This is a genomic window from Aliikangiella marina, assembly GCF_007004765.1.
Lineage (GTDB): Bacteria > Pseudomonadota > Gammaproteobacteria > Enterobacterales > Kangiellaceae > Aliikangiella > Aliikangiella marina.
Genome location: NZ_VIKR01000001.1, coordinates 176625 through 190070, shown reverse-complemented (window position 1 = coordinate 190070; position 13446 = coordinate 176625). Strand labels below are relative to the sequence as shown.

The window sequence follows — 13446 nt, the reverse complement described above, 5'->3', positions numbered from 1 at the left end:
GCTTCAAAATTTCCCAATCATCTGGAGTCGACAATGGCGCGAAAAAAGAAGCAAAACGCTTTTTACGCACAATCCGGCGGTGTAACCGCTGTAATTAACGCATCAGCTTGTGGTTTAATTGAAACTGCAAGACAACATAAGGACAAAATCGGCAAGGTATATGCAGGACGCAATGGCATTATTGGTGCACTTGAAGAAGACCTAATCGATACCAGCAAAGAATCTAAAAAAGCCATCGCAGGCCTAAAGTTTACACCTTCAGGAGCCTTTGGATCGTGCCGTTACAAGCTCAAGTCGATCGAGGAAAACCGCGCTGAATACGAACGCTTAATCGAGGTTTTTAAAGCGCATGATATCGGCTATTTCTTTTATAACGGTGGCGGTGACTCGATGGATACAGCCCACAAAGTGTCACAACTCAGCGAAACGATGGGTTACCCCATCACTTGTGTCGGTATTCCTAAAACCGTTGACAATGATCTACCGATAACCGACAACTGCCCTGGATTCGGTAGTGTTGCAAAGTATGTCGCGGTGTCAATTAGAGAAGCCGGTTTTGATGTGGCCTCTATGGCAAAAACGTCAACTAAAGTTTTCGTGATGGAAGTCATGGGACGCCATGCAGGCTGGATCGCTGCTGCTGGCGGCTTGGCAGCTGAAAACGAAGGTGATGCTCCACATATTATTCTTTTTCCTGAAATCGCTTTTAACCAAGAAAAATTCTTGAAAAAGGTCGACCGTTGTGTGAAAAAGTTTGGCTATTGTGCCATTGTGGTTTCTGAAGGTGCGGCTTACAAAGATGGTACCTTTTTAGCTGACGCAGGCTCAGTCGACGCTTTTGGACATAAACAACTGGGCGGGGTCGCTCCGGTCGTTGCGCAAATGGTCAAAGATAAGCTTGGCTACAAATATCATTGGGCAGTTGCAGATTATCTCCAGCGAGCCGCTCGGCACATTGCTTCCGAAACTGATGTCGAACAAGCCTACGCTATGGGAAAGGCAGCGGTTGAATTTGCTGTCGCAGGAAAGAATGCCGTCATGCCGACTATTGTTCGTAAAAAGACTAAACGATATAGTTGGACAATTGGAGAGGCAAAGCTAGCTGACGTCGCAAATGTCGAGAAAATGATGCCTCGTAATTTTATTTCGCGCGATGGCTTCCATATTACCGATATTTGCCGAGATTATTTACAACCTTTGATTAAAGGCGAATCTTACCCGCCTTATAAAGATGGCTTACCGCAATACGTGACATTAAAGAACGAAGCTGTCGCAAAAAAATTAAAAACAAAATTTAAAGTATAAACTTTTATGATAACAAAATGCGGAGTGAAACAGACTACTCTGTCTCACTCCGTAATCTGCAAGCGCCTCATCGAACGTGACTTTACTTTTCTAAACAGTTCAACCCAATCTCACTCTTGCATATTAAAAGAAAGTGTCACTATTTGGTTCTTAGCCGCCACGCTTTCCTCACTCTCACTCTTTTTATACCGCCATTTCTTAAGTGCTTTCTTGGAGGCTTTTTCAAAAACGCCCTTGGGGTTGGACTCCACCACGACTATATTGGTTGTTTCGCCTAATTCATTAATATCAAACTGCAGTGTTACACTTCCCTCGATTCCTTTGTATCTTGCTTTCATGGGATAATGAGGCTCGACTCGAATTGATGGTGCTTTATCTAAGCCACCGCCATAAATGCTCTGCGAAATTGAATTTGTTTCGATGAAACTATCAGATTGATTGGTAAACTCAAGTGTTGGTTTAATTGAAGCAATTCTTATTGGTTTTGCACGAGAAGTTTGCTCGCGATTTTGAGAAATTTTCGGCTCTTTAACGGGCTCTTGTCGTTTGGGTAGCTTTGGCTTTATTCTAGATTTGTTTTCAGGTGTCAAATCACTCGGCTTGAAATCAACAATATAAACACCCTTTTGCTCTCCGGGCTCGATCGCTTTTGCATCAGAATCAATTAAAAGATTCATCAGCGCAAATAAAAAAAGTGAAAATAAACTGGCTAACATTATTGAAATTATTCTTGTCATTGACTGTCTCCTATTTATCGTCTCGACAGTCATTACCAACGTGAATAATTCTAATCAGGGTTTAAGTTTTATGGAATATAAGAAAACATTGAATTGGGTTTAAAAGACATTAGAGAGTTTACCATCACAGTTGGCAAGTAACTTGGCATCACATTATTGATTAGAATATTCAATTGAGCCCCAAGATATTAGACTTAGTATTTAGTATTTAGTATTTAGCATTTAGACCTATCATCACCACATTTGAGTGGTTAAATATTCGGACTTAATCACATCATTAAACCGTTCGATCAAACGACTCTTGTAACGAGAATCTTTTTGAGCGTTGATTAATTTAACCGCGCTAAACAAAGACTGTTTGTACCCTTTCGTTTTACTTTGCAGCACAATCAAAGCAAACTCTGTAGCCAAACCAAGCGCTTGCGCTGCCGGCATAATCTTATCTCCCTCGATGCCGAGTGGAGCACCAGTACCGTCATGTTTTTCGATCATCTGTAGTGCTATTTCCGCTGCAGTCGACCAACCAGCCATTCGATTCAGCAAACCTGAAACAAAAAAGACCTGTTCTACCTCTAACATTGTTGCCAATGAATCACTCGCTAAGGCGCGAGAAAAAGCAACAAAAATCACCGCGGTTCTTAATTGTTGTTCATCAATTGACTGACCCAGCTTTGCATTTAACTTCATCGCGAGTGGCTCGCAAATATCAATAAACGCTTGATGAGAGGGATCAATCAAGGCTTTTTTATCGGAAATAAATTCGAAAAACTCAAAGTCGGTTGCATCTAAAAAACTGAACGCTCTTCCATGCCCTTCATCCAATGCCACTAAATCTAATTTAAAATGTCCGTCTTGAATAGCGATAATCGCTTTTTCCGCTAAATGCGGTCGGTCTTCAACCGGCGCAACTTCGATATGGTCAATAATATCTTCTAACTTCTTGAGCGTATCTGCGTCTGCACTTCCGGTTTCAACCAAGGTCTTCAGTTGAATATCAATGGCGTTGACTGCGGTTACTGCAAACTTGCCATAAATATCTTGATAGTCAATTTCACCGCTGCGAATGCCAGAGAATAAATCTTCGAGCTTGTGAGAAGAGGTTACAAACTCTTCGAGAAACACCATCTTGCAATTACCTTTGACAGTGTGCAACGCTCGAAACATACGATCGATTACCGCCGCATCAGCACCAGTTTCTAGTGTTGACGCGCATTCGTTGATGTCTTTGATGGCTGATTGTACGTCTTCATAGAACTCTTGCTTCACTTCATCTTCAAGTTCATTGAACGCTTCACAGCTTATCTGGTTCACTGATTTCTAACCCTAGTATTATTATCATTGTTTGAAATTAATCGGCTCCATCTACTGCTATTTCGCAAGCGACAGGCAGCCAGGAACGATTTTTAGCTCCGGTTTAATTATGGCAAAGTTTAATAAAAAATGTGAATTATTAATGAGATAGGAATAAAAAAGGGCTCAAAGAGCCCTTCTTTTAGGTCGATAAATGACGAACTATGAAAGTAAAGGAGCAATAACTAAACTGACAATAGCCATAACATTGATGAGGATGTTCATTGACGGACCCGAGGTATCTTTGAAGGGGTCGCCAACGGTATCACCAACCACCGCAGCTTTATGAACATCAGAGCCCTTACCACCAAAGTTGCCCTTCTCTACATACTTTTTAGCATTGTCCCAAGCACCACCCGCGTTCGCCATTGTCAGCGCGAGCAGAACACAAGTAATTAAGGCACCAGCCAACATTCCACCAAGCGCGGCAGCACCAAGCCAAAAACCTATCACTGCCGGCGCGGCGACCGCGAGCGCCCCCGGTAATACCATTTTCTTTAGCGCGGCCTGGGTTGCAATATCAACACATTTCGCGTTATCAGGCTCAGCATTGCCTTCGAGCAGTCCAGGGATTTCCTTAAACTGACGACGAATCTCCTTAATCATATCGAATGCTGCGCTCCCTACAGCTCTCATCGTGATAGCCGACACCAGAAATGGAAAAATACCGCCGATGAACATTCCCATTAACACTAATGGATCACTGATCTCTAATTTAAAGTTATCAATGTTCTTCGAAACGGTTTCAATATAGGCCGCAATAATTGCTAACGCTGCGAGTCCGGCAGCACCAATCGCGAACCCTTTACCGATCGCAGCAGTGGTGTTACCAACTTCATCTAAGCCATCAGTAATTTCACGCACATCCTCGCCTAACTCGGCCATTTCAGCGATACCACCTGCATTATCGGCGACAGGTCCATACGCATCGATGGCCATCGTAATACCAACAGTAGCCAACATACCGACGGCACCAATTCCAACCCCGTAAACACCGGCATCACCTAAAAATTGAGCACTCGCAAAAATGATTCCAGCAATCGTTAATACCGGAATAACCACCGACTCCATGCCGACCGCTAGGCCCGCAATCATCACAGTCGCCGGACCGGTTTCACCTTCTCTCGCTAAATCTTTTACTGGCTTTCCACCCGTATAATACTCAGTCACTAAGCCAATAATACTGCCGCCGACTGCACCACTAATTACGCAGTACCAGATATTAACTGACAAGCCAAACCAATCAATTAAGAAGTAAGCGACAACGATTAATAAAATTGTCGCACCAATGGTACCGGTTCTTAGTGCTTGTGCAGGTTCTGCACCCGAAGCTAATTTAACGATGAAGATACCAACGATTGAACAGATTAGCCCGACAGAAGCTAGTGCCAAAGGCAAGAACATCAAGGTTTCTCGGTTATCGCCGCCGGTTAAAATCGCGACTGAAGTTCCAGCCATGGTTGCCGCAATCGCTATCGAAGCAATCATAGAGCCAACATAGGATTCAAAAATATCCGAGCCCATTCCCGCAACGTCACCGACATTGTCACCAACATTGTCTGCGATTACCCCAGGGTTTCTTGGGTCATCTTCAGGAATTCCTGCTTCGATTTTACCAACGAGGTCTGCGCCAACATCAGCACTCTTGGTAAAGATACCACCACCAACGCGCGAAAATAGAGCGACAACCGAGCCTCCCATTCCGAAACCATGGATCGCTTCAGCGTGTGCGGGGTCGCCACCAAACGCATAATACATGCTTCCAAGTCCTAATAGTCCCATTGACGCTACCGCTAATCCCATTACCGAACCACCATAAAACGCGACGGTTAGCGCAGAGGCAGGCCCTTGTTCAGCAGCAGCAACTGTTGTTCGCACATTGGCACGGGTCGCGGTATACATTCCGATGTAACCAGCAATTGCCGAGCTCAATGCGCCCGCAACAAATGCGGTCGGCGTATGCCAAGAACCAAACCCAATAAATAATAAAACGGTTAAAACCACTAAAAATCCAAAAAGGATCGTATACTCACGCCGCATAAAAACCATCGCACCCTTGTGAATTTCGTCGGCTATTTTTGCGGTTTTTCCTTCTCCACCAGAAAATTTCTTGATTAACAAATAGATAATAAAGGCTGCAACCAGCCCAACAACACCGAGGATCGGTGGTAACTGCACGAGATCGGTCATACTTCCCCCAACATAAAGGTTACTTCGCAAGCTGACCGACTGGCTATATTTATTGTTGCTCGGTTGGCCTGAGAAAGATTACTACAGGTGTCATCGACACCCATTACTCTTTGGGCGAACCAACTACATGACATGGATCCTCAAGCTTTTAATATCTCATTTCTTTGAGGGTTGCCCGGATGTCATAGGTTGCTGTTTAGCAAGGACCTGTATAACAATATTCATTCTGTAGGTAAATACAGGATTGCTGGTTATTTTAAAGCATTGATTTTTAAGCTGTTTTTTTATTTTTTTTTGAGTGTTTATTTTGCACTGCAGTATCGATATAATACGCGCCCAAATTGACTACTGACACTCAAGAACGGAAAAATGAGCTTAAATAAAGTCCCTGCAGGAAAAGACATTCCTGAAGAAATTAATGTCATCATCGAGATACCAGCGCACGCTGATCCGGTTAAATACGAAGTAGACAAGGAGTCTGGTGCTATTTTTGTTGACCGTTTCATGGCAACTTGTATGCACTATCCAACGAACTACGGATACGTACCACACACTTTATCTGAAGATGGCGACCCAGTGGATGTTTTGGTGCCGACACCATTTCCACTTTTGGCGGGCTCTGTAATTACTTGTCGTCCAGTTGGCGTGCTCAAGATGACCGATGAGTCAGGTACTGACGCTAAGATTTTAGCCGTGCCGCTTCGCAAACTTAGCCCAATTTATCAAGGTGTTAAAGAGTGCAGCGACTTGCCAGAATTATTACTCAACCAGATCCAACACTTCTTTGAACACTATAAAGATTTAGAAGCCGGTAAGTGGGTAAAAGTTGATGGTTGGGGTGATGCTGCCGAAGCCAAGAAAGAAATCGTCGACAGCGTAACTCGTTACGAAGAAGCACCTGAAAAACCTGCTTTCTAAAACCTTCGACAGAAATTCAAAATTCAATCAAAAAAGCCAGTTTAATCACTGGCTTTTTTTGTATTAAGACGACTTATTCTATTGAAGCGATTGGCTTTAGAGCCGCAAAACTGTTTTACCTTTAACCAAGGCTTTAGACTTCTGCAGCGACCAGCTCTTGATACTGTGACTCGATACTGTTGCGCATTAACTGCATCCTGATATTAAACTCATCCTTGATAGTGATAAACAATGGATTTTTTCTGACAGTATCAAATGATGGATCAGAATCAATCCACCAGTAATTAACAAAACCTTCTTGAATCGACTGTCGTAACAATGTAAACGCTTGCTCCTCTTGTCCATTCAAAGCAGCGATTGCCGCTTCAAAATACCGAAGTTCCTGATTACCAAAGCCCTCACTCTTGAGCTGAGCGATCTGACTGTTGGCGACATCAATATGCGATTCGGATTTTAGTTTGTCACCCTTAGTTTTATAGATATTCGCGAGTAAAAGATTGATGTGCACCGTTTCAGAATCTTTTCTTTCGGGTGTTTCTTGTTTGATAACCTCTAAGGCTTTTAAGAAATCATCCTCGGCGTAATCAAGTTTATTTTGTTTGTACCAAGCTATCCCACGCCAAAGCAAATGCCCCCAATCTCGGGTGTCTTCGGCAATTTTCTGAGTCCAATCAATAAAAGATTGCTCATCACCGCTAGCCAACCAAATTTGAGCTTGCAACCAATCCAGTTTACTTGCGTATTTCTTTTCCACCGTCTCCTGTAATCGATCATAATTCTGTTGCGCTAAATCATATTTTCCAATTGGGATGTAAATTCTTGTCGAATTAACCAGCCACCCCATATTGTCATCGCCCAGCTGCGCCATTCGAGAGTACATCCCGTAAGCCTGGTCTAACTGGCCCACACGATAACTAACATCACCTGCAATATCATACGCATTTGGATAGTTTGGATTGTTCCTGACGACGGTGTTAAACACATCCATGGCTTCTTTGTAATTACCAAACTGGACAAGATCTTTCGCGCGGTTATAACCCACTACCGCCGCTTGCGGATCGATTTCAAAAGCTTTTGCCCTGAACTTGGCGCCATCGGCAAACTTTCCTTCATTTTGAAGAATCGAACCGTACCACATGTATGCTTCAGCAATAGAAGGATTTAAATCGATTGCCATTGTTAAGTGCTTTTTAGCGTTAGCAAGCTCTTTGGGGGCTTCCTCTGAACCGTCTGCTAATTGCCAATGCATTAATCCTTTTACCGCATGCGCTGAAGCGAGTTTGGGGTTCAAATTCAATGCTTCTTTAATCAGTGGTTGCGCAAGCTCAAGTGCTTTCTTGAAACTCGCGATTGCAATTTCAAAGTCTGCTTTAGTTCGATTTCTTAACGCACTTAATCCTCTCGAGTACTCCGCAAAGGCCGCAATATCTTTTGTGCCAATTTCTGTCTCTTCAGTCTTTGTTTCACCCAATAGACTTACTTTTAATTCTTCTAAAACCGATTGAGAAATTTCGTCTTGGACTTCAAAAACATTATTGATGTTACGATCCCAAGAGCGAGAGAAAACATGGACATCTTCATCTGCTTTAATCAGCTGCGCCGTCACTCGAATAAGGTCGCCCGAGCGTCTGACGCTACCCTCCAGTATGTATTGAACGCCTAGTTCGCTAGCGATAGTTTTTACATTGATATTGGTGTTTTTATATTGAAACGCTGAAGTTCTCGCAGCTACTCTTAGCTTTTTATTTCGCGCTAATACGTTTAATAGTTCCTCTGAGAGTCCGTCGGCAAAAAACTCATCTTGCGTAGAGTCGCTAAAATTAGCAAAAGGTAAAACGGCAATTGTTTTTTGATCGGTAACCGGGTTTAAGATTTTATCAACGTCAGTCGTAATTGGGGTAATGCTGGCTTGCACTGGCTCGCTGGCAGAGTTGTAATATAAAGTTGCCGCGCCGATACCGAAAAGACTAATCACTGCGATCTCCGCAATTCGGGAGCCAAAGCTCATTCGCTCTGCGCCTTCAGTCTCTAGCGCTCGCCGCTTTTCAAGTCGCAGATCTAACATCCATCCGGCGATAAGTGCCAATGGAAAGCCCGAAAATGCCAAAAGGACCATTGACGACATGACCCAATCATCGACCCCGACAACTGGAAATAAAATGTCAGCTATTTGAATGATACCCCAGGCTACTGCAGCATATATTGTCGCAGCCTTGAATATTTTCCGCGTTTTCAGTTCTTCCCAAATACTCACAGGTCTCGCCCTTGATTCCGCATGAATAACATCATTTAACCTTTCTAAAAGCTTAGCAAACCGATCAGTCTTTCGATTTTTTATTGGCTTTTAGACCTACGTCTCCGCTTACGGTCGACATTTTCACTCGCCCTTTTCCCTCTCCCGCAGTGAACCTTAGGTTTTGCGAGTTAATAAAAGAGCTAATCGGTTTGTCGTCAGTGTAATCGTTGACAATATCGCCACCCGGCGCAGTTTCCATTACAACTCGAGCGTCGAGTTCTCCGTCTACAACATATACAGCCGTTCCGGAAACGCTCCCCATATCTAGCTCGCCATCGGAGTTCAATACACCGGAAATCGTCGTATCACCTGATACATTTGATACCTTGGCCGACTGAATTGAGTCTAGTTTGACTTTTAGGTCAGCTGATACACCACTCACTCTGACCTTGTCACAGCTAACATCAGCGTCCAAATCGCCTGAGATGGTCGATACTTCAAGTGACCCTACAACATCTTTAAGCTTTAGGATCCCACTGATACTATTAATTTGAGTTCGACCTTTAGTTTCATTGATCGAGATATCACCACTCACAGATTTGATATCCAAACCACCATCAATCTTCGAGATGGTTAGATCGGTCGCCACGCCTGAAAAAACCACTTCCGATCCTTGTGGGACATTAATGCTTAAATTTGAGCCGTCTCGATTATGATGTCGCGAGTTTTTCGGTAGTTTGACCTTAATATAAGTTGTACTGCCTTTTGACGCGAATACAAATTTTTCGGTTAGATCATCCAAGGTTCCTTTGACCGTCACTTTAGGCTGGTCCCAACCGATAATATTGATTTCACCTCTGACGTTGTGAATTTCGACTACACCGTCAAGCGGCGCCGAAAGTTCTTTATCGACCTTATCACCTGCAAACGCCGAAAAGCTTAAACTGACCAGGATTAATGAAACCAGTTTTTTCATAAAAATTCCTCAATTAGGATAATGAGTTCAGCCTTGAAAGCTGATATAACACCATCAATTCTTGTTGGTAGACCGAATTTAACAGGTGATATAGATTAGGATCTTGCGGTTGGGCTATTATGGCAGAACGCAACGAGTCTGTCGCTTTTTCGATAGTCTCTAAACTATCTTTAACATCTGCTAACAAATCCCGATCTATTTGCACGCTGTTAGCACCGATTTGGGCAAGAAGGCTCATTTTAGCAGACTGATAATGGCTCTCAATTTCGTCTAGTCTAGCGGCTGTAGAACGCACTTCGACAGCTTGCGCATCGCTAAACGCTTGATAAGTATTCTCAGTGTGTTGCAAATAGAACCAACTCGCTCCCACAACCAGTGCACACACAATTAAGCTACCGGTTAAGGCTAATTTCATCCAACTCAGATTGTACGTCTTTGTGTCAGCCATCAGAGAAGACCTATTTTATGATCACTAATTTCCTCAACAGCTTCTTAACCTAGCGTTATTTCACTTTAACTTTTAAGCAGAAACTGCGGCCAATTTCGATCGCCAAATGTTTTTTCAACGAGATTTAGCTAAAAACTCACTGCGACATTCCGAACCATTGGTGTTACTTAAACCCGCTCCTAAATACTAAAATTCGTTGTCTTTATCTATTATTGACTGTATGACTGCAATTATCTCGCATAATTTCGCAACTGATCTTATGTTTCTATCAGTTTGTCTCAATCTTGGCATTTTCGCTAACTTCAGCCCAAGAACAACATTCAGAAGCCTACCGATTCATCCCATTGAGACGAAGAAAACCGTTAAAAGGTTGTAAAATTTTCAATAATATTTCGATATAAGTTCCGCAATTATTATTTTGTCCAAAAACCAAAATCGAAAATCCAAAATGAGTCACTAACAAAAGTTGTATTACTTACTCCTAACCAATCGGTGCTACCCTTTAGCCAGCAACTCTCGTAAATCGATTAGTCCTGCATTAGCACGACTAATATATGAAGCCATTACCAGGGAATGATTAGCGACAAATCCAAAGCCACTTCCATTTAAAATTACCGGACTCCAAATACCCTCTTGAGTTGACTCAAGTTCACGAATTATCTGCGCTAAACTCGCTTCAGCATTCTTTTTTTGGAGTACCGGTTTAAAATCGATTTGAATGGCCTTAAGCATATGAATAAGTGCCCAACAAGCACCTCTCGCTTCATAAAAGTTATTATCAATTTCAAGCCAAGGCGTTTTCACTTGTAAGCTCGAAGAACTTTGAGTTGATTGAGCTGCTGCCGAATCACCCGATAGATCAGTATTTAATCGCTCTTGTCCTACCGATGCAGCTAGACGTTGAGAGAGACCACCTAATCTTTTTTCTACCAACAATAGCCAAGCATTTAAATTATCTGCTCGAGCATAGAATTGATTTTCTGGACTGTCTTTTTCGGCAAGGCTTTGCTTGTATTTCGATAGTAACTCAATCCCTTCGCGGTATTTACTTTCAGATTCTGGAAACATCCACATATCATGATCGTTATTGAAACGTGGCTCAGCTTCTTTTAAAAATTGATTTTCGAGGGACTGAGATTGTGAACGACTCATATGGTTTCTAAGTGCTGATGCCATATCTCTGACTTGCACTAAAACGCCAAATTCCCAGGAAGGTATATTGTCCAAAAAGATCGAGGGCGGCGTAATATCATTGCTCAAATAACCGCCCGTTTTTTCAAGCAAAGTCCGCGCTACTTTTTCAGTAGTCGCAACCGTGGTATATCCGACAACAAATGTTTTATTCTGGCCGCTCGTCAGGTAAGCATCAGCGTCACTAACTTCAAATACATCAGGCTCTGAACTCCAAAAAATTCCCACGATGTAGAGTAATATGATCAAGCCTAATAAACTGTATCCGGCTATTTTTAGGATCGATCGGTTTTCTAGTATGTTCATCACTGAAAATCTATTCAATAAGTTACGCATCTCTCAAAAGCCTCTTATCTTTGCGGTGTAATTTCAACTTGTATTGGATCGCCATTAGCAAACATAAGCGACAGTGAAAACGGTTTCGCAAGCTTTTTCTTGTCTAACCCCATCAACATAATGTGATAACTACCCCGCTTTAGCTCAAGCGTTCCTTTAGCCGGGATTATCACACTATCGAGGTGCTCCATTTTCGCTAGACCATCTTTTTCAACAGTCTTGTGAATCATCGTATGGTGCGCAACCTCAGTCTTAACGCCAATAATTTCTGCATCAGAGTCACTGGTGTTCTCAATTGTCATGTATATTGCTGCTGTACGAGCTACCTCAGGCAATTTAGGCATTATTGGGTCTTTAACGAGTATTTTTTGGCTTTCAGCTAAAGCCGGAAGGCTTGCCATAACCATTAAACAAAAAATGAAAATACTGCGTGGGATTATGAATTGCATAGGTTCTGCCTTGGTTGTTTTCAGTTCTAACTGTTAAAAAGGTCATCTAGATGATAAGCAAGCTTAAATTGTAGCAAGATAACACTTTCAAAACCTCAAACATTCATGAGAACTTCCGCAAAATGTTAATCAAAATTGAAGAAGTTCTCAGAATTTATGGTTGTTTTTTAATTAGACCTAAAACTCATACCAAGTTCACTCAATTGAATTGTTTTATCATCGTTCAGTAAAACAAGGCCCCAGCAAGAACATAGGCGATAAAGGTTGGCACCGTAAAAGTTAATAAGCTCAAAACCGCAACAATTCTTACCAGCGTTACATCCCAGTCAAATTGATGAGCGATACCAGCGCATACCCCCATTATTTTAGAACGCGCTCTCGGTGGTTTACGATAATAATATTTATCTCTGTAGTGACTGTACTTACTCATAACTTTCTCCTTAACAATACGACTGCCGACCTTTAGTTTGTGCTACTTATTAACCCGTTTGACCGAGTTAACAACTAGGTAATGTCCAAACTAAGCCGATTTTTTTACTTTTTTCTTCAAAGCTTCCAATTCGGCATCGAGTGCTTCGTCATCGCCGAGTGAATCGATTTGCTGGCTTAAACTCACATTGCGTCCCAGGTCCATCGCTTCTACTTCTGCTTCAAGTTCATCCATACGTTTCTCAAAACGTTCAAACTTTGAAAGCGCTTCGTTAATTGCTGAATCATCTATTTTCCGACGAGCATGAATAGTTGATTTAACCGTATCATGACGAGCGACGAGAGCATCACGTCGCGCAATCGCTTCGTTCAATTTTACCTGTAATTTACTGACATCTTGCTCTAAACGTAGCAAGGCTCCATCCAAGTCCTTGAGTTCTTTCTCTTGTGCTTCAACAGCAGCCTCGATTCTGTGCTTTTCCTGCAGTGCTTGTTTTGCCAAATCCTCTCTGTTTTTGTCCAACGCTTTTTCTGCCCTGCCTTGCCACAAATCAACTTCACTTTTTAAATTCTGTAGCTGACGCTCCATTTCTTTTTTCTCAGCAATCGTCTTGGCTGATTGAGTGCGAACATCAAATAAAGTAGATTCCATTTCTGCAATGATCATGCGCACCAACTTTTCTGGATCTTCCGCTTTGTCCAACATTGCTGATACATTACTGTTGACGATATCTGAAAATCGTTTAAATACACTCATTAGCTTCCTCTCTTATCTCTGCAAACTTTAATTCAATAGCAAACTAAGTATTGCTATTTGTCTTACCCATTTCACAGATCGTGCCAAGTTTGCAATATAGGTCTATAAGCAACTGTATTTATTA

12 protein-coding genes are annotated in these 13446 nt (G+C 42.3%); 2 read left to right on the top strand and 10 right to left on the bottom strand.

The window, feature by feature from the left end; all coding sequences use genetic code 11:
* Positions 1-33 precede the first annotated feature (33 nt).
* Positions 34-1305 carry a 6-phosphofructokinase gene (locus FLL45_RS00810; protein WP_142887896.1) on the top strand — a complete coding sequence of 424 codons (1272 nt, stop codon included), beginning with the start codon at positions 34-36 and terminating at the stop codon, positions 1303-1305.
* Positions 1306-1415: 110 nt separating this feature from the next.
* Here FLL45_RS00810 and FLL45_RS00805 read toward each other — a convergent pair whose 3' ends face one another.
* The 3 genes from FLL45_RS00805 to FLL45_RS00795 all read right to left on the bottom strand — a co-directional run bounded on the left by FLL45_RS00805 (position 1416) and on the right by FLL45_RS00795 (position 5582).
* Positions 1416-2042: a TonB family protein gene (locus FLL45_RS00805; protein ID WP_185964275.1), complete on the bottom strand. Its 627-nt coding sequence runs from the start codon at positions 2040-2042 to the stop codon at positions 1416-1418.
* Positions 2043-2276: 234 nt separating this feature from the next.
* Entirely contained in the window at positions 2277-3353 is a 1077-nt protein-coding gene (locus tag FLL45_RS00800; protein ID WP_142887894.1) for an Hpt domain-containing protein, read from the bottom strand.
* A 201-nt stretch (positions 3354-3554) separates the two neighbouring features.
* Complete coding sequence (locus FLL45_RS00795) at positions 3555-5582, bottom strand: sodium-translocating pyrophosphatase (RefSeq protein ID WP_142887893.1); 2028 nt, start codon at positions 5580-5582, stop codon at positions 3555-3557.
* 369 nt (positions 5583-5951) lie between these two features.
* Between FLL45_RS00795 and ppa the strand changes: the two genes are divergently transcribed.
* Complete coding sequence (gene ppa / locus FLL45_RS00790; RefSeq protein WP_142887892.1) at positions 5952-6500, top strand: inorganic diphosphatase; 549 nt, start codon at positions 5952-5954, stop codon at positions 6498-6500.
* 133 nt (positions 6501-6633) lie between these two features.
* Here the strand turns inward: ppa and FLL45_RS00785 are convergent, their stop codons facing one another.
* From FLL45_RS00785 to pspA, 7 genes are all read right to left on the bottom strand, one after another.
* Complete coding sequence (locus FLL45_RS00785; RefSeq protein ID WP_142887891.1) at positions 6634-8754, bottom strand: tetratricopeptide repeat protein; 2121 nt, start codon at positions 8752-8754, stop codon at positions 6634-6636.
* Positions 8755-8818: 64 nt separating this feature from the next.
* Complete coding sequence (locus tag FLL45_RS00780; protein WP_142887890.1) at positions 8819-9712, bottom strand: DUF4097 family beta strand repeat-containing protein; 894 nt, start codon at positions 9710-9712, stop codon at positions 8819-8821.
* Positions 9713-9725: 13 nt separating this feature from the next.
* Positions 9726-10160, bottom strand: coding sequence for a hypothetical protein (locus tag FLL45_RS00775; RefSeq protein WP_142887889.1), 435 nt, complete (start codon positions 10158-10160; stop codon positions 9726-9728).
* Between the two features lie 495 nt (positions 10161-10655).
* Positions 10656-11657: a DUF2333 family protein gene (locus tag FLL45_RS00770; RefSeq protein ID WP_142887888.1), complete on the bottom strand. Its 1002-nt coding sequence runs from the start codon at positions 11655-11657 to the stop codon at positions 10656-10658.
* A gap of 44 nt (positions 11658-11701) precedes the next feature.
* Positions 11702-12136, bottom strand: coding sequence for a copper chaperone PCu(A)C (locus FLL45_RS00765; protein WP_142887887.1), 435 nt, complete (start codon positions 12134-12136; stop codon positions 11702-11704).
* A 223-nt stretch (positions 12137-12359) separates the two neighbouring features.
* Positions 12360-12566 carry a PspC domain-containing protein gene (locus FLL45_RS00760; protein ID WP_142887886.1) on the bottom strand — a complete coding sequence of 69 codons (207 nt, stop codon included), beginning with the start codon at positions 12564-12566 and terminating at the stop codon, positions 12360-12362.
* A 90-nt stretch (positions 12567-12656) separates the two neighbouring features.
* On the bottom strand, positions 12657-13322 hold the full coding sequence (gene pspA, locus FLL45_RS00755; RefSeq protein ID WP_142887885.1) for a phage shock protein PspA: 666 nt from the start codon (positions 13320-13322) through the stop codon (positions 12657-12659).
* Between the last annotated feature and the right edge of the window lie 124 nt (positions 13323-13446).